This is a genomic window from Streptomyces fildesensis, from assembly GCF_016107395.1.
GTDB classification, from domain to species: Bacteria; Actinomycetota; Actinomycetes; order Streptomycetales; family Streptomycetaceae; genus Actinacidiphila; species Actinacidiphila fildesensis.
The window spans coordinates 71,634-90,550 of the sequence record NZ_JAAIKO010000034.1 but is presented as its reverse complement, the minus strand read 5'-3'; the positions used below and the strand labels follow the sequence as shown (position 1 = coordinate 90,550).

Genomic DNA, 18,917 nt, shown 5'->3' with positions numbered 1-18,917 from the left:
CCCGCAGATGCCACTACCAACGCCGAGGCCACCACCCCCACATGCGGTTGCAGTATTAACTGAAGGCTGGTGCGGCCGTGAGGCCACAGCCACTCATTGATGGCCGCGACCAGCACGGTTGCTTCGTAGCTGGCCGGCGCCGAAGCCGTCCTGAGACACCGCGCACTGCTCGCCAGCGGCGACTTCGACCGCTACTGGACCTACCCTCTGGGCCAAGAGAACCAGCGCAACCACCAGGCCCGCTACCAACTCACTGCTTGACCTACGAAGTCACTCCCAGCAATCCGCACCCGTTGCGACGAGGCGGTTGACCTGGGCGATCAGGTCGGTGACCTTGCGCAGGCGCCGGTTGTAGCCGGACTGTCCGGGCAGGTAGGGGAACAGGTACCGCAGGTGGGCCTGGGCGTGGCGGATCCAGCGGCGTTCGGAGGTGCAGCCCAGCATGGCCTGCATCACCGCGAGGGTGACCAGCTCGGCATCCGTGAGCCGGGGCGGGAGCCCGACGACAGGCGCCACGGCGCCAGGTACGGCGATTCCTTCAGCAGGTCGTCGGACTTCACGTAGAGCGCGGTCGCGAGGGAGTCCAGGTCTGGCGTCACAACCGACCTTTGGACTCCCTCGCTTCATGTCATGCGTGCCGGCGAGCCCTTCTGTGACTTGCCAAGATAGGTGTCACCAATTCTGCGGGCCGACCTGGGCTTCGGTGGCACAGCCATCGCGCCACTTGTCGGCAGATGGTCGACCTTGTGGGCACCTGCTCCGAGTTTTCGGCCCGGTTGTCACCGAGCGCATGGAGATTCGGCGGGTCGGAGGATTGGTGAACAGCAGTGAGGTCTTGCGATTCGGATCCCCGGGTCACGATTGTTGGAGGCGGTAACGGTGCGGGGCGTTGCCCCGGGCACCGGAGCGTTGGCAGGGACGGCCACCACGGATCTCTTCGAGATGCGTGGGCGCAGCGGCATCAGCATGGCGGGTGATGGCCGCCGTGCACATCACCAGGGCACGACTCCGGCGTCGTCGAAGAACTGTCCGGTGGGGCCGTCGTCGGGCAGGGTCGCGAGTTTGATGGCGATCGCCGCGCCCTGTTCGGGGGTGCGCACGCCGCGGAAGCCGTTGAGGTCGGTGGCGACGTAGCCGGGGCAGCCGGTGTTGATCAGAATGTTCGTACCGCCCAGCTCCCGGGCGTATTGGAGGGTGACGGCGTTCAGGAAGGTCTTCGACGGCGCGTACGCCGCGGACACCGGACCTACCGTCTGCTCGGCGGCGGGTCCTGACTGCCGGGTGAGGGAGCCGACGCTGCTGGACATGTTCACGATCCGTGGTGCGGCGGAGCGGCGCAGCAGCGGCAGCATCGCGTTGGTGACGCGGATGACGCCGATCACGTTGGTGTCCACGACCGTGTGGATGGTGGCGGGGTCGATCCGGGTGGGCTCCTGTGGCATGTCGCCTGCGATGGCGGCGTTGTTGACGAGCACGTCGAGGCGTCCGGCCTGTTCGTCGATCAGCCGTGCGGCGGCGGTCGCGCTCGCGTCGTCGGTCACGTCCAGCGGTACGGCGAACGCGTCGATGCCAGCGGCGCGCAGTTTCTCCACCGCGGCGCTTCGGCGCTGGTCGTCGCGAGCGCCGACGCCGACGCTCCAGCCGAGGGTGCCCAGGCCTGCGGCGATCTCGTAGCCGATTCCCTTGTTCGCGCCGGTGACCAGCGCGATCTTCCGTTCAGTCATAGGGACGATGCTGCCTTCGGGCCTCGGCGGAAGTCCAAGACCGATCGGGTGCGCAACGATACCGTCAGGGTATTGATCCGGGATAGCGTGGCCGGATGGAGACCCGGGAACTGCGGTATTTCGTCGCCGTCGCTGAAGAGCTGCACTTCGGGCAGGCCGCGCAGCGGCTCGGGATCGCGCAGCCACCGTTGTCACGGGCGATCCAGCGGCTCGAACGCCGGCTCGGGGCAGTGCTGTTGGATCGGACCAGTCGCACTGTCACGCTGACCGAGGCCGGATCGGTGCTGTTGGTCGAGGGCCGGGCGGCTCTCGACGCGGTCGAGGCCGCCGAGCGTCGGACCCGCCGCGCCGCCCTTTCCGTGACCGGCCGCCCCGGCCTGGTCCTGGTCACGAAGGCCAGCGCGTCCAGGGAACTGCTGGCGAGACTGCTCGACGCGTACGCCGCCGAACCCGGCGCGGTCCCCGTCGACGTCATCCTGTGCGGTCCGGCCGAGCAGGAACGACTCCTGCGCGACGGCCGGGCCGACGTGGCGCTGCTGCACCGGCCGTTCGACTCGACGGCTGGATTCCACACCGAAGAGCTCAGCACGGAGAGTCAGGTTGTGGTCCTGCCGGCCGGGCATCCGCTCACCGCCCGGGCCCATGTGCACATGGCCGACATCACCGGGCTGCCGGGCCTGCCCCTCCCCCGCTGGCCCGACCCCGACGGCACCTACCCGCCCGGCCCCGGCCCGCAGGTCCGCGACCATGCGCAGTTGTTGCAGCTCGTCGCGCTCGGCCGTGCCTGTGCCGTCTCACCGGATTCGTGCCGAGCCCAACTGCACGGTGACCTCGCCGCCGTGCCCGTGCTGGACGCGCCGACGGTCACCACCGTGATCGCCTGGCCACCGCACAGCCGGTCCAGAGCCGTCGCCGACCTCATCCGGACTGCGACACGTCTCCAGTAGCTCCCACTCGCCCCGGCCAGGCTCCACCCATCGTGGCCCGGCTCAGTCGGCAGATCGCGGTGGGTGCACGCGGCTGGTGCCGGTCTGCGCGACCAGGTGACATCCATCTCGACCCTTCACCCCTTCGCATCATTCATCTAGGGGTTCCATCCCCGCGCGGGTGGGGAGCAGCTCGACGGCGAGGCGACCGGGACGAGTGTTCCGGGTCCATCCGCACGCGGGCGGGGAGCACGGCATGTCGGGCGCAAACCGCCAGATTTGTCCGCGACGTGTTCGTTGGAGAGGAACCCCCGCCAGATCAGGTCACGGCAACCAAGTGGTCGGCTTTGGAAGCCCTCCGGGGGTGTACGCGTGGTCAGGTCGAGTGGGCGGGTGGCGAAGAGGTGCAGACCGTACGGTGGCTGCAGGCAGATGCCGAACGGAAGGTCGTTCGAGGTGGGAATGTGCCGATCGGCAGGTAGTCCCGGTCTGGTCTCCCCTGGACGAGCAAGGGAACACTCTGCATGATCAACTGGTGACCACCCCAGAGACCATCGTCGAACGCCAGCTCGCCGCCTACAACTGCCATGACCTCGAAGCCTTCGCGGCGACGTACGCCCCCGACGTCTGCATCAACCGCCGCAGCGGCGACCGCCTGCTCGGGCGCGACGCCGTGCGGGAGGCGTACGCCGACATGTTCGCCAAGGGCCGCTGCCGGGCCGAGATCGTCGGCCGACTCACCGAGGGCGACTGGGTGGTGGACCACGAGATCGCCCACGGCATCACGCAGGACCCCCTCCGCGTGCTGGTCGCCTACCGGGTCCGCGACGGCCTGATCGACCACGTCGACTTCCTCGGCTGACTGCCGGACACCTCCTGGACGTGTCTACCCTGCAGATCGCCAGGAGCGCTTTTGCAGGGGCGGGAAAAGCAAGGGCCCTCGGGCCCCCAGGCAGACCCACCGGACGACATCTACAGCGAGGTCTGCCACGCAGTCGAGGCCAAGGGTCGTCAGGGCGTCGAGCGATGCCCTACGCTCGGCGCTGACCGTCAGGCCAAACCGGCTGACCTCCGGTTCGCCCACGCCCCGCCGGTCCTTGACGCCGACACCGTCTCGGCCGCTGGGGACAGCGGCGCCGAACGCGAACGCCGGATCCCCCCGAGATCGGCCGCGGTCCGTCGTGGCAGGATGACGCCGTGGAGGACCTGCAAGAACTGCTCAACGAGTGCCAGCGCGCCGCCCGCGCCACCGCCGGTCAGGGCGAGGTCGCCGACTACATTCCGGCGCTCGCCGCCGCCGACCCCGAGGCGTTCGGCATGGCCATCGCCACGGTCCAGGGCGAGCTCTACCACGTCGGCGATTGGGAGCAACCCTTCTCGATCCAGTCGATCTCCAAGCTCTTCACCCTGCTCCTGGCCCTGTCCCACGGGGATGACACGCTCTGGCAAGGCGTCGGGCTGGAGCCATCCGGTACCCGCTTCAACTCCCTGTTCCAACTGGAGTCCGACCACGGCAAGCCCCGCAACCCGTTCATGAACGCCGGCGCGCTCGTCGTCACCGACCGGCTGCAGGCCCTGACCGGCGACGCCTCGGGCGCGGTCCTCGACCTCCTGCGCACCGAGTCCGGCAACCCCGCCATCGCCGTCGATCCGCTGGTCGCCGCCTCGGAGGCGCAGACCATAGACCGCAACGCGGCGCTGGGCCACCTCATCAAGAGCTACGGCAACCTGCGCAACGAGGTGCCCGTCGTCCTCGACCACTACATCGCGCACTGCTCGATCAGCGCCAGCTGCCGCGACCTCGCCCTGGTCGGGCGGATGCTGGCGCGACACGGACTGGCCGCGGACGGAACGCGACGACTCACCCGCTCACAGGCCAAACGGATCAACGCGGTAATGCTCACCTGCGGCACCTACGACGAGGCCGGAGAGTTCGCCTACCGGGTCGGGCTGCCCGCGAAAAGCGGCGTCGGCGGCGGGATGCTCGCCATCGTCCCAGGCCGAGCCGCGATCTGCGTCCGGGGCCCGCGCCTGGACCCGGCCGGCAACTCGGTAGCGGCCATGACCGCACTCGACCACTTCACCACCGCCACCGGCTGGTCCATCTTCTGACCAAAGCGGCCCGGGATCAGCGCCGAAGTCGCCCCTCCCGGGCCTGCGGTGCGCAGCTACCACCGGCCGCGTCCCGTCACGGGGCCCCAGGGCCGAGACACGCTCACCCCCGCGCAGGCGAGCGGCCACCGGTCGCCGACCTTCGACAGCCGTGGGAGTAGCCGGCGGAGGCGAACAAGCTCACCCCAACACGCATCCGGCGGGAGTCCAAACGCCTCCCAACCGCTCCCCCAGCACATAACTCACAACATCGGGAAAGACGGAGGTAGAGGGGAAGTCAGCTCACCACCGGCCCACGCTGGCCGACCCACCCCGGCACCACAGGCGACCTCCTCTCGGGCTGACCGAGCTGTACCCCGCGAACCGCCGAGTCGTCAGGCGGGCTGGACGGTGATGGTGCAGAGGCGCTTGGTGGCCCGGGTCAGGGCTACGTACAAGTCCCTTTCCCCACCGGGGCGGGCCGTGATGATTTCCTCGGGGTTCATGACGACGACCCCGTCGAATTCCAGGCCGCGTGCTTCGGACGCCGGCACGATGCGTGCGTGGTGAGCGATGCCCTGGGCCGTCAGCTCGCTCACCCTGGTGTCCGCGCAGATCACTCCCAGAAGCTCGCCCGGGTGCGCGGTGCTCTGGGCGCGGAGTTCCTGAACGACGGTGGCGACCACCTCGTCCGGAGGGGTGGTCACGGTGCGAGGGCGCTCACCGCTTCGCAGTGACCGTGTGGGCTTCTGGTCCGGAGCGATCCGCGTGAGCAGGTCCCGGACGCTCTCCAGGATCTCCTGCGTGGTGCGGTAGCTGACGGTCAGGTTGTGCTGTTTGAACCGCGGTCCGACGTGGGGGCTCAGTGCTCCCTTCCAGTCGCGTGCTGTCGCGACCGGGCCTGCCTGGGCGAAGTCACCCACCAGCGTCATCGCCCTGGCCGGGCAGCGGCGGACGATCATCCGCCACTGCATGGCGGTCAGTTCCTGCGCCTCGTCGACGACGACGTGCCCGTACGTCCGCTCGGGAGGGCCGTCGACCAGGCTCGCCGCCTCGTCCAGCAACGGCACATCGGCATCGGTCCACGGGTCGTCCGGACCGCGCAGCAGAAGGGACCGCTCCTGCGCGGTCAGGCGGGGCAGGCGCTCGGCGAGAGCGCCGGCGTTCGCCAGGAGCGCCTTCACGAGGTCACCGGGTACCAGCCGCGGCCACAACACCTCGACCGCTCGGTCGACGCCGGCGTCGTCGAGGAGATCGGCTCGGATGGCGTCCAGGTCCAGCTCGTGGACCGGACCCGGGTCGGCCGCACCTTCGGCACGGCGCTGGGCAGCTCCCGTGAACCGGTCGAGGTCCAGGCCCGTCATCCTGACGGCATCGGCGTCGATCTGCTCCAGGAGGCCGCCCATGTCTCGTTGCATCGCGTCGGTGACGGCGTCGACCAAGAGCTCCCTGAACACCTGGCGCGCGGGGTTGTGCCCCGGTGCGGCTGCCACCGCGGCGTCACGTGCGGTGGCGACTTCCTCGCCGGACAGGTGAACCCGTTCCCGTCCGACCCGCACGGTGAAGTCACCGGCGAGGGCTTGGTGGACACGCAGCAGGCCGGCCAAGGCGTCGGCGAGGTCGGAGCCGCCCTTGAGACGCGCCGTATCGAACGAGTCCACCGTGTCCGTGGACACTCCGGCCAGTTCCCGGCAGGTCGCCAGAACGACGTCGTTCTCTCCGAGCGAGGGAAGGACCTGGGAGATGTAGTCGAGGAACCGGGCGTTCGGGCCCACCACGAGGACACCCTCCTCCGCGGCGCGCGGAAACGCGTACAGGACATAGGCCGCCCGGTGCAGGGCGACCACCGTCTTGCCGGTGCCGGGCCCGCCCTGCACCACGGTCACCCCGCGGTGGGCGGAGCGGACGATCTCGTCCTGCTCGGCCTGCAGCGTCGCGACGGCCGCGTGCATCCTGCCCGTACGCCGTGCCGACAGAGCCTCGGCCAACGGGCCGTCCCCCACGACGTCCTCGTCGGTCGGGGCGGTTCCGTCCAGCAGTTCGTCACTCACCGAGACGACCGTGCGCTCCTCGAGGCGCAGGTGCCGGCGCCGCCGCAGGTCCATCGGGTGGACCGGTGTCGCCTCGTAGAAGGGCCGCGCCGCGTTCGCGCGCCAGTCCACGAGAAGAGGCAGGTCATCCTCCTCCGTATGCAGTCCGATCCGCCCGATGCGCAGGACCGTGCCATCCGTCCAGTCGATGCGCCCGAAAACCAGCCCCTTTTCGGAACCCTCCAGCCGGCCGATTTCCTTGGCCAGACGCTCGGCGGCGATTTCCCTCTCGTATGCCTCACCGGCGCTTTCCGCCGGGGCCTTCAGCACACTCGCTCGGCGTACTCGCGCCTCGGAAAGCCGCTCGGTGAGCAACTCATACAACGAGGACACATAATCCCGCTCCAAGTCAACCGCACGCACAGCGGAATCGTTCAGTTTCGACAACAGGGGGCTCCTTCGATTCGAGCCACACCATACGGTCAAAGCTCTCTAAAGATAAGTCTTGACTTACTTGGCAACCCATGGCCCTACGACTGAATCCATGACGGCTGACCCTATGGCGAACCATGCATTCCACCGTTCCGCATATCGCTAATTGCGCTCCCGCTGCTCGCCTGCCTTATCGCGAGCCAGCCCTTGGGTGCCGGCGATGTTTTGCCGCACTCGAGAATCGGCCGGCGGACGACAAGAGTGCCCGCCGGACCTTCAGGGACCTGTGCGAGCGCTATCTCGGCGATGAGGTCGAGGTGCCTCCGTCCGAACGCATCACTGCCTATGTCGAGGCCCTTCTCGAGCGGTGGTGCGGCATCACCAATCTCTCCGCACCGACAGGACGCGGATTACGGGCACGAGCGCCGATATCTCCCGGGGTAAGGCAGGCTCTTCGTAACGTGGATGCCGGCACGCTGATGCCGCAGGTGAGGCCGGGAAGGGTACGACCGCCGTGGAGAGTACGCGTGATCGACACGGGTGACATCGACGTCTACCTCGGCCTGCACGTGGGCAAGGGCGAACACCATGCCACCGCCCTGACCCCGGTCGGCAAACGGGTCCTCGACAAGCGGCCGCCCAATACCGAGCCCAAACTGCGCGAGACCTTCGCCAAGCTGCAGGCCAAGCACGGCTCCCTGCTGGTGGTGGTCGGCCAGCCCGCCTCGATCGGCGCCCTGCCCCTGGCCGTGGCCCGCGACACAGGCTGCCGCGTCGCCTACCTGCCCGGCCTGACGATGCGAAGAATCGTCGACCTCTACCCTGCCGAGGCCAAGACCGATGCCCGCGACGCGGCGATCATCGCGGACGCCGCACGCACAATGCCGCACACGCTGCGCGACCTGGCACCGTCCGACGAGACCGTCGCCGAACTGGAGATGATCGTTGGACATCTTCGACCAGCTTGAGCAGTCCGACGCGCAGCAGGTCCGCGCCAGACTCCAGGCCCAGCGCACGGCACACACCGCAGCTGGCGGCGCGGACCGAGTCGCGCGCCGGTGACCTCGCCATCCCGCCTGCGCACCTTCCGGTCAGGCGATTCAAGGTCTTCACAACGTTTGTTCAACACCTCGTCGACAGAGTGCTGACACCGGCGCGCACGGGCCGGCAGGGGCAGGGGTTCACCAGCCGTCGCGCTGATGGCAAAGCAGCATCGCGGGTTCCCGCGCACAGCGGTCTGGTGGCGTGTTTCCTCAACTCGGGGGCTGCGATGGACATTTCCTGCAGGGCTCATCCGACGGCGTTCGCCCGGATGAGCGACGAGGCAGGTGAAGAATGGCTCCTCGTCGGTCGGGACGACGAGATCGGGGCGATCGAGGCCGAATACCGGCACCCAGGTGTCCGGGGCGTGATGCTGACGGGTGCCCGTGGGGCGGGAAAGAGCCGGGTCGCACGGGAGGCGGCAGCCAGGCTGGGGGCGGGTGGATGCCCGGTCCTGTGGGTCGGCGCCCGCCGAGACATGCGCTCGACGCCGTTCGGGGCGATCGCCCACCTGGTACCCGACATCGCCGACGGCCGCACCGTGTTGTCGCGGCTGATCTCGTCCCTGCGGGCAGCCGGACCGGACCGGATGCTCATGGTCGTCGACGACGTGCACGTACTCGACGACGAGTCGGCGGCAGTGCTCGCCGAGCTGATGGCCCGTCGCCTGATATTCCTGGTCGGCACCGTCGCCCCGGGCGGGCTTCTTCCGTCGGCGTTACACGCCCTGTGGAGCAGTGGCCGTATCACCTGCCTGCCGCTCGGCCCGCTGTCCGCAAAAGCGATGGACCGGCTGATCGACCGCTTGCTCGGTGCGCGCCTGGACGTGATCGGCCGCCGTCGTCTCGCGCGGCAGATCGGCGGGAACCCCCTTGCCCTGCGAGCGCTCATGGATATCGGCGCACTCTCCGTACAGGGTGGCCTCCAGCAGACGGTCACCGGCCTTCGGCAGGCGGATAGGGCTCCGGACAGTCTCGTCCATGGATTGGCCGGACAGTGGATGGACGAGGCGGGGCCGATCGTGCGAGGCGTCGTCGAGGTCGTCGCCTGCGCGGAGCCGATCCGGATGGGTCTGTTGGAGACGATGGTCGAGCCGGCGGCGATCGACGCCGCCGAGCGGGCGGGCATGGTGCGAGTCGCCGGTGACACGGCCGAGCCGACCGTTCGCCTCGCGCCACCTCTGTCCGTGCCGTTGGTGCGCCTCCTGCTGACGGGCAGCACAGCCCGACGCGTCTACGGCAAGTTGTTCGCAACCCTCCTGCGAGGCCCGTCGCTTCGCGAGGAGGACGTGCTGCGCGCGGGGGAATGGCAGCTTCACGCCGGGACCATCTCCAACCCCGAGTTCCTTTTGCCGGCGGCAGGCCGGGCGATGGCACGCTTCGACCTGGAACTCGCCGCGAAGCTCGCCGTGGCGTCCCGGATGAATCGCCCCGGCCCGGCTGCGGATCTGCTCCTCGCCCGGGTCCTGATGCTCCAAGGGCAAAGCCGCCGCGCCGCCAACGCCCTACCGTCCCGGCCCGACGACCCTGGGCAAGCCGCGGCATGGGCCTTGACCACCGCGGAGATCCAATACTTCGGGCTGGGCGAGCCCGCGCATGTGGCCGAACGCACGTTGGGAATTGTGATCCACGGCCGTCACGAGGCCGAGGCCAAGCGGTCCTGGATCCAGCTGGCCGACGGACACGGCGATCAGGCGTTGTTCACCGCGCAGTCGGTCCTGGCCCGCCCGGATTCCGGTCCGCAGGCGAAGATTTGGGCCGCAGCCGCCGGTGCGGCGGCAGCCGGGTTACTGGGCCGCGGTGCGCTGGGCGAAGCGATCTTCCAGGAGGGCACGGCCGTGCTGGACGACGCGGCAAGCGGACAGTTCCCTTGGGGCGCCGCGCAGGTCGGCTACGGAGGCTGTCTGGCCCGCCTCATGTGCGGAGACGTCCGTCAGGCACAGGATTTGGCCGATCGGGGCTATGCCGAGGCGGTCGTGGCCGGAGCCCGATCGATGGCCGGCATCTGGGCGGCGTTGCGTGGCATGGCCGCCCAGGCGCAAGGTCGCGTGCGCTTCGCCTCCAGAAGCCTGCGTGAGGCCCTGACGTTGTCGGACGGCGAGGGCTTGTTCTGCTTGAAGACCGCGTGGACGATGGAGTTGGCGGCTGTCACTGCGATGGCTGGCGACGCCGCGGAAGCCCGCCGTTGGCTGAATCAAGTGGACGAATACGACAGTTGCCACACTGACGCGTTCGAGCCGTGGATCGCTCTGGGCCGTGCCTGGGTGTACGTCGGCCTCGGCGAACTCTCCCGGGCGGTCGAGTCCTGCAGGTTCGCCGCCGAGCTGTCCGGGAAGCGTGGCCATCTCGCACAGGAAGCGATCGCTCTTTACGACGCCGCGCGACTGGGCGCTGCCGGCGATGTGCGCGCCCGACTCGCAGATCTCGCTCGCACGGTGGAGGGGGACACGGTAGCCGTCATGGCTGCGGCCGCGCAGGGACTGGCCCGGCGTGACGGTGACGCCCTCGGGCAGGCCACCAACGCCTTCGACCGCCTCGGTAGAACGCTGCTCGCCGCGGAGACCGCCACTGCGGCTTCCCAGGCCCACCGCCTCGGCGGCCGACACGCGGCGGCAGCCCTTTTCCGGGAGCGAGCCGATTCGCTCGCGCGCCGCTGCGAAGGCGCGCGCACCCCGCTGCTGGACCGATGGCGACTGGGATCCCTGCTCACCCGGCGCGAGCAGGAGGTCGTGCTGCTGGCCTCGGCTCTGACGACCCCCCAGATCGCCACGCGGCTGGGCCTGTCGCCCCGGACCGTTTCCAACTACCTTCAGCACGCCTACGACAAGCTCGGCCTGACCGGACGGGCGGAACTGCGCCTCCACCTCGACAGGGCGACGCTCGATGGCGGTCAGGCCGGGGTGTCAGCATAGGAGGACTGATGTACGTCTCCGGCCGAGTGCAGGCTGTGCAGCTCGGCCGCCACACCGAGCCGGTGATACCGGCGCTCGTGGTACAGCAGCGGCCCGGCGGGGCTGTGGGGGCCGCGCAAAGCGTGCTCGACCCGGCCGATCACGATGGTGTGATCCCCGGCTTCGACCAGATCGGACCGGTTGCAGAGCAGCCAGCCCGCGGCCGCGCCGACCGCGGGGACACCGTCCAGGGAGACAATGTCCGCGGCGAAGCGGCCCGCCGGTTCGCCGGCGAACCGTTCGGCGGTCGCGCGTTGGCCGGCGTTGAGGATGCTGATGCAGAAGCGTCCGCTGTCGCACACCGGCCGATGCACGCTCGTGCCGCTCCCGAGGGCGAACATCACCAGCGGCGGATCCAAGGAGAGCGAGACGACCGAGCCGAGCGTGGCGCCGTGCCACCCGCCGGTCCCGTCGACCGTGCTGACCACCGCCACCGGCATCGCCAGGCAGGCCATGACGTCACGGAAGCTCTGAGCGCTCACTGTCATAGTGGTGACTCCTTCTTCTCGCTGCCGAAACGGCGGCCCGAAGGCCGGCTCAGGCCTTCGCCAGCAGGTCGTCGATTTCTTCTGTCCGCGTGCCGAGCCGCCGGCACTCGAGCAGGTCCGCCTCGGCTTGGTCCCGGTCGCCCGCGCCGATCAGGCACAGTGCGCGTCGGTAGAGCAACTCCGGACGATCGGCGTCCGGGAGCGTGAGTGCGAGGTCGAAGTCGGCGAGCGCCGCTGCGGTGTCCTCGCAGGCCGTGTAGGCGATCCCCCGGTTGAGAAGCAGGTCCGCGGCAGCATCGGACAGCTCCAAGGCCCGGGTCAGGTCCGAGACGGACCGGCCGGGTTCGGACAGCTCGAACAGTGCGACCGCTCGATTGACCAGGGCGGCCGGGTAGTCGGGATCCTGGGCCAGGGCTGCGTCGAAACAGGGCAGCGCCAGTGCGGCGTCCCCTGCCGCGAGGTGGATCATGCCGCGCAGGCAGTGCAGCCGGGGATCGCCGTCGACCAGCTTCAGCGCGCGCTCGACGTCCGCGGCCGCGCCGTCGAGTTCTCCCCCATCGACCAGTAGCTCGGCGCGGCTCAGGAGGGTGTCCGCGTCGTCGGGCTCCATGTCGAGGACAAAATCGAAGTCGGTGAGAGCCTGCTCGATCATGCCGAGTTCGGCGTAGGCCGAGCCCCGGTTGTGGTAGACCTCGACCAAGGGCGGTCCGAGTTCCGCGGCGCGATCGTAGTCCCGGATGGCCGCCTCCAAGTCGCCGCGCCGCCGGCAGATCTTGGCACGCTCGGTAAGATATTCGGTGTAGCGCGGGTCCATCTCGGACAACGTCGTGAGCACATCGTAGGCCTCGTCGTCACGGCGCATCGCGCCGAGCAGGCGGGCGCGGTTGAAGAGCAGCTGCGAGCGATGCAGCACCCACTCGTCCGGTCCAAGCCGGCCGTCCGCGCGCGTAATCGCGCCGTCCACCAGGCTCAGCGCGTGGGGCAGATTGCCGCGGTGCATCTCGATCAGCGCCAGAGCGTTGTCCTGGAAGCCGCTGTGGATCAAGCGCAGCCGCTCGTCGGCCAGGCCGTTCGCGATGACCACGGCGTTGTTCTGGAAGTCGAGCGCCTTCTCGTTGTCCCGGGGCACCATGAACCGCGTGTAGATCATCGCCATGAAGTAGCTGGTGGTCATGTGAGCCAGCGGCTGCGCGTACCGTCGGCGTACTTCGCTGCAGAGTGCCGCGGCTTCGTCCAGCCGCCCCAGCCCGAGCACTTGGGCGATGAGGATGTTGGTGAACTTCCGGTACGTGTCCGCGTCGTGGACGGGGTCGGTGAGCGCCCTGCCGCGTTCGCTCATCTCCAGCGCCGCCCGCTGGAAGCCCATGAGGGTGAGGTACTCGGCCGCGGTTCGCAGGGCCGTGACGCCCTTGCCGCGGGGATCGGTACCCCGCTCCCGGTGGTAGGCGAGCGCGGCGGTCCGCACGCCCCACGACGCTTCCGGTTCCAGCTCTTCGGCGCGCCGGTCGTGCAGGACCGCGCGCTCGTCCGGGTCAAGCTCCAGATAGGCCCGGTAGGCCGCGGGGTCGTCGCAGGTCCCGTCCGACAGGATGTACTCGGCCACGAGGTCTGTGGGGGACCACTGCTCGGAGTCCGGGCACGGGACGGCCTCCACCCGATCGGTGAACTCCGTCAGGGCGGCTTCCAACGCGGACCCCACGCCGCCGTCGGTGCCGATCACCGCGGGCCACAGGTCCGCGCCGACGCGGCGGACGAACAGCGCGACGAACTGCTGCGTCGTGCCTTCGGCACGGTGCACGGCGTCGAACACCAGGGTCGGCGGCACGGATCCCATCTCGCGCAGGCGCCGTGCGTACTCGCGCAACAAGGTGATGATCCCTTGGGAGAAGCAGCGGGTCATGGTGTCCCCGTACCAGCGGGTGCGCTCCATGAACGGCGCGTCCTTGGCGAGGGTGTACGGCGCCGGACCGATCAGCTCGCTCAGCTCCGGGATAGCCTCCAGGATCTCCAAGCGGTGGTAATCGACCAGGTCGGGCCACCTGCGTACGACGTCGGGCAGGACGGCGGCGAGGATGGTGTCCACTCCCGTGTAGGGTCCTCGCAGTCCCTTGTGGCAGGAGGCGAAGACGGCCCCGGCGGGCTGTTCCAGCATCGGGCGCCGGTCACGGGCGCGGGCCCCGACGACGTGCAGGTGGCGAGACATCTGACATCACTCCTTCAGGCGGTGAGTAGCTTCGGCTTGCGTCCGGCGTTGCGGCCCCGCTTGCGCCAGGCCAACGCGGCCGGCAGCACGATCTGGACGGTGAATATGAGCAGTGCGACCAGGGAATCCAGGAAGTGCCAAGTCCCCGTACCGGCCAGCAACCCCCGGCCGGTGCGCACGGCATAGGTCACCGCGACCGGTCCGGTGACGAAGACGGCCAGGACTACGGTCCCCGTGAATCCGAAGGCGATGAGCCATCCGTACCAGCCCCCGATCTTGCGATCGCGGTCGGTCCACTGGGTCTCGTCAATGAGGCCGGTGGTCCGGCCGGAGAGCCGGCGCAGGCGGTTGACCAGTATGGACCTGCTCGCCTCGTGGAGGTCGTGGCAGTTCAGAGCGGTACTCAGGACGTAGTACAGATCGGTGCGCAGATGTAGTAGAAGCTGCCAGCCGAGCCGGGCCAGCACCGAGAACGACAACGCCAGACACGTCCGTCCGACGAACGCCGTGGAACCGTGGCCGTTGCGCAGCAGAGCCGCTGTCAGGTCCAGGGCGCCGACCACCACGGTGTCGATCAGCATTCCGGCCAGGAACGGAAGATAGCGCTGCCTGCGCGGCACGCTGAACAGGCCGTTGGTCCGGGTTTCGAAAACCACGTAGTTGTACCGATTGCTGATGCCGAGCCGGCTGTGCAGCCCGAGACGCTGACCGGCCAGGACATGGTAGGCCTCGTGCAGGAAAGCCAGTGGAATCTGTCCTAACAGCAGCGTCACCTCGACGACGACGAGCGATCCGGTGAAGTACACCTGGGAGTACGAGGGTCGCAGGCCCGGCTGCCGGACAAGCTCGATCAGGGCACAGACGGCGACAGCCCCGTACACCAACCAAGCCGGTGTGGAGAACAGCGCCCGCCCCAACCACTGGAACCGAGGCGCAGCGGCCGTCACGGCGGCCGCGCTGCCGGGCGCCCTGATGAAGCCCAATTCGCTCAGGGACTCGAGGAAGTCGTCCACGTCCACCGGCTCGCCGAAGCTCCGCTCGTACCACGCGGCGGCTTCGGCGACCGTCGAACCCCCCTCGAGCCGTCGCAGCAACTCGGCGCCGTCACCGGGCAGAACGGCGTACGTCCCCGTCTCGGTCCGACCGATGACCACGTCGGCCCCCTCGGGCACGAAACTCAGCGGATAGAACTCAACACCCATATCGGCCATCAGCACTCCCAGCGTCCGTGAGAGCGGCGGCCCGGCATACCATCCGGCAGCCGGGCCGCCGCTCTCAGAAGATCAGGCCTGCACCCAGTAGGTGGTCGAGCCGCCGCAGAACGCCGCCGTCGTCAGACGGACGTCGCCGGTGCGCCGGACACTGATCTTCTTGGCCGCGGGGCGCTTCATCTTGATGGTGGACTTCATGCTTCCGCTCCTTCTCAGGGCTGATTGAGCCTGACAGGAGAATCATTCAAGGGCGCCACGATGGCGGGTAGAGCAATCGCATTACTCTGATTCATCGAATGCAGGCCAGCCCACGAACCTGTGGGGGGGTTTACAGGATTCGGGTCCTGCAGGCGCACTTTCATGTGGCTCCCACCGGCCATCTGATACTCCTGGGCGACCGGATCGTCATGGACGAACGCGGCACAGCGTGGCCGCTGGTGGGAATGCCGCCCTGACCAGTGGTGGGCGGACCTGCTTCCAGGTCGCGGTGCAGCGTGACAAGGTCAGGAAACCGCTGGTCTCCCGCTTCGGCGGGATCCCGCTCAAACGGCAGCGCGCCACCGTCCTGACCGACCGCAACCCGCCCCTGGCCACCGCCCGGCGAAACGAGCAGATCCATCGGCTCCTCGCCGGACAGTGCGAGATGTGCGAGGGACAGGCCGGACTGCAAGTCCACCACGTCCGAAAGCTCGCCGATCTCAACAGGCCCGGACGACGTCTTTGACGGACTCGCACCCGGCCAGAGATCCCGTCTCCGTCGTCGGGAGCCGCCCACGGCCTGTTCTCCCCGCCCCCAGCCGGTTCGACGGCCAGGTCAGCGGTGTGCGGGCTGCGGCGTGTCGGCCGGGTCTCTGTCGTGGTGGCCCATGAGTCTGGCGCGCGGCAGCTTGGCGTCCGGGTGGCCGAGTTCTTCGAAGAGGGCCAGGGCACCGATCCAGGCGTCACGGGCGCCGGCGGGGTCGGCGGCGGCATGGTGGGCGTCGCCGAGGCACAGGAGGCCTGCGGCTTCGCTTCGGCGGTCGCCGGTTTGGCGGAAGAGGGCTACGGCGTGCAGGTAGCAGTCGACGGCGCGGCGGTGCCGGCCGAGATGGTGGTGGATGTAGCCGAGGCTGTCCCAGGTGTGGGCCTGGCCGTTGAGGTCACTGGACCCTTCGGCCAGGGCGAGGGCTTCTTGGCAGTGGGTCAGCGCCGGCTGGTGGTCGCCGAGTTGGGCTCGAATGAAACCGATGTGGTTGAGGGCCGCGGCCTGTCCGGCCCGATCGTCGGCGGCCCGGTAGTGCTGCAGGCTGTTGCGGGCGTGGTCCAGGGCTTGCTCGTGGCGTCCCTGGGCCTCGGACATCCGGGACAGGTGCTGGTGGGTGCGGGCCCGGCCGGGGTGGCTGCCGAGTGCACCGAACAGGTCCAGCGCGTGTGCGTAGTGCGTGCGGGCGTCGTCGGAGTGGCCCAGTCGGTCCTGGGCAAGTCCGAGACTGCGGTGGGCGTCGGCTTCTCCGGCCGTGTCGCCCCGGCGGCGTGCGGCCTCCAGCGCGGTGGTCTGGGCCGCGGCCAGCGGCTCCCAGTAACCGTGCCGGTCGAGGAAGGTGGTGAGGGTGGCGGCGAGCTGCCACGCGTGCGGGTCGAAGCCGGTGGCGGCAGCGAGTTCGACCGCGGCCAGGAGGACGGGGTGTTCGGCCGTGAACCAGGCCAGCGCCTCCTGGTGGTCGGCGGGCCGCGTGGGGGTGGCGCCCGGCCGGGCGGGGGGCAGGGGCGACGGATCGAGCCGTGGGGTGAGCAGTACGTCGGCGGCGAGGGCGGTGTGCAGGTAGTGGTCGAGCATCCGATGCGTCGCCGCGGACCGGGTCTCCTCGCCGTCGCGCTCGCCGACGAGTTCGGTGGCGTAGGCCCGCAGCAGGTCGTGGAGGGCGTAGCGGCGCGGGGCGTACTCGGACACAAGGTGGCCCTGGACCAGTTCGGCCAGCAGGGTGCGGGCGCGCGCCGGTGGCACCCCGGCCAGGGCGGCGATCACCGGCAGGCCGATGTCGGGACCGGGATGGAGGCCCAGCAGTCGGAAGAGCCGAGCGGCGTCGGTGCTCAGCGCGTCCTGGGACCAGGAGAACACTTCCCGCACCCGGCTGGCCGGATCGCCGCCGTCCAAGGCGTCCAGGCGGCTGCCGGTCTGCCGCAGTTCCTCGACGAGCGCGGCCAGCGGCAGCCGCGGCTGTGCGGCGGCGCGGGCGGCCACGATCGCCAGGGCCAGCGGCAGTCCCGCACACCGGCCGGCGATCTCGTCCACCGCGCCGGGTTCCGCGGTTGTCCGGCGGGCACCGAGCCGGCCGGTCAGCAGGTCCCGGGCCTCGCCCGGGGCGAGCGGATCGACGGACAGCAGGTGGGCGCCTCCTGTGGCGGCCAGGCTCATGAGCCGGTCACGGCTGGTGACCAGCGCCAGACTGCCGGGTGCACCGGGCAGCAGCGGGCGGACCTGGTCGGCATGGCGGGCGTTGTCCAGCACCACCAGTACCCGCCGGTCGGCCAGCAGGCTGCGGAACATGCCGACCCGTGCCTCCAGGCCGAGCGGGATGCGAGCCGACGGCACCCCAAGGGCGTCCAGGAAGACCCGAACCGCCTCGGCCGGGCTCACCGCCGGTCCGCCCGGGTCGAACCCGCGCAGATTCATGTACAACTGCCCATCGGGGAAGGCATGCCGCACCCGGTGGGCCCAGTGCACGGCCAATGCGGTCTTACCGACGCCGGGGGTGCCCGACACGACGACCGCGGTCGGGCGCATCCGGCCGGGGGAAGCGGTGGCCAGCAGGCAGTCAAGCCGCATGAGTTCGTCGCGCCGACCGGTGAACGGGGCGACAGGCGGCGGCAGTTGGGCAGGCGACGCGGTGATCTTCCGCAGGGTCCGGGCGATCGTCCGCCCCTCGGGCAGCCCCCGGCCGTCCTGCGCCTCGGGTCCGGGTTCCACGTCCTGGCGCAGGACGGCGGCCTGGATCTGCCGCAGCATCGGGCCGGGGCCGATGCCGAGTTCACGCGAGAGCCGGCGCCGTACGCCCTGGTAGTGGGCAAGCGCCTCGGCGGATCGGCCGCCGCGGTGCAGGGCGAGCATCAACTGGCTCGCGAGGCGTTCGTCGAAGGGAGCCGCGGCCGAGCGCGCCGTCAAGGAGGGCAGCAGCGCGGCGTGCTGTCCGCGCCGCAACCACTCGTCGTCCAGGGCTAGTTGGGCGGCATAGCGCTCCCGGTCGAGAGTGTCGCGCAGGGCGTTGAACCAGGGCGTGTCAAGACCGGCGAGGGCCTCGCCGTGCCACAGTGCCAGGGCACGTTCCAGTGGGGCGTACTCCTCGCCGTCGCGGGCCTCGGCGACCCGTCGGCGGAACTCGTGAAGGTCCACGGTCACGGTGTCGGCCAGCACGAGCACGTAGCCGCCGCTCCGCCGGGTGATGTCCGCCTCGTCGGTGCCCGGGAGCGCCTGGCGCAGCCGGGAGATGTAGCCGTACAGGGTGGCCCGGGCCTGGCGGGGCGGGTGGTCTCCCCACACGCGTTGCGCCAACTGGTCCGTGGTCAGGGGCAGGCCCGTGTCGACGAGTAGGCCCGCCAGGACGCTTCGCTGCCGGACGTGCCCAAGAGGCACGGGTCTGCCGTCGGCATATGCCTCGATGCTGCCGAGCAGCCGGAACTCCAACGACATCGGCGCACCCCCGTAGGCCGGACTCCGCACCCCCTTCCTATCGGACCCGGCTCGGGCCCCACAAGGTTCGTCCAAGCCGTTCGGCGTGACGTTGGTAGAGGGCATCCATGGCCATCGCACGCCCGATGTGTGCTGCTGACGGCCGCACAGCCGC

At 69.7% G+C, this 18,917-nt stretch carries 12 protein-coding genes and 2 pseudogenes; 6 read left to right on the top strand and 8 right to left on the bottom strand.

What is annotated here, in order from left to right:
- Positions 1 to 276 precede the first annotated feature (276 nt).
- Both C6N31_RS31445 and C6N31_RS31440 read right to left on the bottom strand, forming a co-directional pair.
- Positions 277 to 599, bottom strand: a pseudogene (locus C6N31_RS31445) (IS982 family transposase); the annotation flags it as partial.
- A gap of 393 nt (positions 600 to 992) precedes the next feature.
- On the bottom strand, positions 993 to 1,724 hold the full coding sequence (locus C6N31_RS31440; RefSeq protein WP_138355353.1) for an SDR family oxidoreductase: 732 nt from the start codon (positions 1,722 to 1,724) through the stop codon (positions 993 to 995).
- A 95-nt stretch (positions 1,725 to 1,819) separates the two neighbouring features.
- Here C6N31_RS31440 and C6N31_RS31435 point away from each other — a divergent pair, with 95 nt between their 5' ends.
- From C6N31_RS31435 to C6N31_RS31425, 3 genes are all read left to right on the top strand, one after another.
- Positions 1,820 to 2,671 carry a LysR family transcriptional regulator gene (locus C6N31_RS31435; RefSeq protein ID WP_138355352.1) on the top strand — a complete coding sequence of 284 codons (852 nt, stop codon included), beginning with the start codon at positions 1,820 to 1,822 and terminating at the stop codon, positions 2,669 to 2,671.
- Between the two features lie 514 nt (positions 2,672 to 3,185).
- Complete coding sequence (locus C6N31_RS45980; RefSeq protein WP_138355351.1) at positions 3,186 to 3,512, top strand: nuclear transport factor 2 family protein; 327 nt, start codon at positions 3,186 to 3,188, stop codon at positions 3,510 to 3,512.
- A 335-nt stretch (positions 3,513 to 3,847) separates the two neighbouring features.
- Positions 3,848 to 4,762 (top strand): glutaminase, encoded by a 915-nt coding sequence (locus C6N31_RS31425; RefSeq protein ID WP_244809737.1) that lies wholly within the window; start codon positions 3,848 to 3,850, stop codon positions 4,760 to 4,762.
- A 374-nt stretch (positions 4,763 to 5,136) separates the two neighbouring features.
- Here C6N31_RS31425 and C6N31_RS31420 read toward each other — a convergent pair whose 3' ends face one another.
- Positions 5,137 to 7,218, bottom strand: coding sequence for a HelD family protein (locus tag C6N31_RS31420; protein ID WP_498063725.1), 2,082 nt, complete (start codon positions 7,216 to 7,218; stop codon positions 5,137 to 5,139).
- A 512-nt stretch (positions 7,219 to 7,730) separates the two neighbouring features.
- On the opposite strand from C6N31_RS31420, the pseudogene C6N31_RS31415 reads away from it, so the two are divergent.
- Positions 7,731 to 8,153: pseudogene (locus tag C6N31_RS31415) on the top strand (IS110 family transposase); the annotation flags it as partial.
- A 362-nt stretch (positions 8,154 to 8,515) separates the two neighbouring features.
- On the top strand, positions 8,516 to 11,155 hold the full coding sequence (locus C6N31_RS31410) for a LuxR family transcriptional regulator (protein ID WP_138355350.1): 2,640 nt from the start codon (positions 8,516 to 8,518) through the stop codon (positions 11,153 to 11,155).
- Here C6N31_RS31410 and C6N31_RS31405 read toward each other — a convergent pair.
- From C6N31_RS31405 to C6N31_RS45280, 4 genes are all read right to left on the bottom strand, one after another.
- Positions 11,134 to 11,682, bottom strand: coding sequence for a flavin reductase family protein (locus C6N31_RS31405; protein ID WP_138355349.1), 549 nt, complete (start codon positions 11,680 to 11,682; stop codon positions 11,134 to 11,136). The two genes, C6N31_RS31410 and C6N31_RS31405, sit on opposite strands and share 22 nt — an antisense overlap.
- 49 nt (positions 11,683 to 11,731) lie before the next feature.
- The gene (locus C6N31_RS31400; RefSeq protein WP_138355348.1) at positions 11,732 to 13,885 is read right to left on the bottom strand and encodes a tetratricopeptide repeat protein; all 2,154 of its coding nucleotides are present in this window, start codon (positions 13,883 to 13,885) and stop codon (positions 11,732 to 11,734) included.
- Positions 13,886 to 13,899: 14 nt separating this feature from the next.
- Positions 13,900 to 15,096 (bottom strand): PqqD family protein, encoded by a 1,197-nt coding sequence (locus tag C6N31_RS31395; RefSeq protein WP_138355347.1) that lies wholly within the window; start codon positions 15,094 to 15,096, stop codon positions 13,900 to 13,902.
- A gap of 72 nt (positions 15,097 to 15,168) precedes the next feature.
- Entirely contained in the window at positions 15,169 to 15,294 is a 126-nt protein-coding gene (locus tag C6N31_RS45280; RefSeq protein ID WP_269287108.1) for a hypothetical protein, read from the bottom strand.
- A 229-nt stretch (positions 15,295 to 15,523) separates the two neighbouring features.
- Between C6N31_RS45280 and C6N31_RS31390 the strand changes: the two genes are divergently transcribed.
- Positions 15,524 to 15,820, top strand: a complete 297-nt coding sequence (locus C6N31_RS31390; protein WP_138355346.1) for a hypothetical protein — start codon at positions 15,524 to 15,526, stop codon at positions 15,818 to 15,820.
- 90 nt (positions 15,821 to 15,910) lie between these two features.
- Here the strand turns inward: C6N31_RS31390 and C6N31_RS31385 are convergent, their stop codons facing one another.
- Positions 15,911 to 18,763: an AfsR/SARP family transcriptional regulator gene (locus tag C6N31_RS31385; RefSeq protein ID WP_138355345.1), complete on the bottom strand. Its 2,853-nt coding sequence runs from the start codon at positions 18,761 to 18,763 to the stop codon at positions 15,911 to 15,913.
- Positions 18,764 to 18,917 lie beyond the last annotated feature (154 nt).

Bases quoted from the DNA above. Each gene is read 5' to 3' on its own strand.
- C6N31_RS31440 (WP_138355353.1), bottom strand. From the start codon at position 1,724: ATGACTGAACGGAAGATCGCGCTGGTCACCGGCGCGAACAAGGGAATC.
- C6N31_RS31385 (WP_138355345.1), bottom strand. From the start codon at position 18,763: ATGTCGTTGGAGTTCCGGCTGCTCGGCAGCATCGAGGCATATGCCGAC.
- C6N31_RS31400 (WP_138355348.1), bottom strand. From the start codon at position 13,885: ATGTCTCGCCACCTGCACGTCGTCGGGGCCCGCGCCCGTGACCGGCGC.
- C6N31_RS45280 (WP_269287108.1), bottom strand. From the start codon at position 15,294: ATGAAGTCCACCATCAAGATGAAGCGCCCCGCGGCCAAGAAGATCAGT.
- C6N31_RS31410 (WP_138355350.1), top strand. From the start codon at position 8,516: ATGAGCGACGAGGCAGGTGAAGAATGGCTCCTCGTCGGTCGGGACGAC.
- C6N31_RS31395 (WP_138355347.1), bottom strand. From the start codon at position 15,096: ATGGCCGATATGGGTGTTGAGTTCTATCCGCTGAGTTTCGTGCCCGAG.
- C6N31_RS31435 (WP_138355352.1), top strand. From the start codon at position 1,820: ATGGAGACCCGGGAACTGCGGTATTTCGTCGCCGTCGCTGAAGAGCTG.
- C6N31_RS31405 (WP_138355349.1), bottom strand. From the start codon at position 11,682: ATGACAGTGAGCGCTCAGAGCTTCCGTGACGTCATGGCCTGCCTGGCG.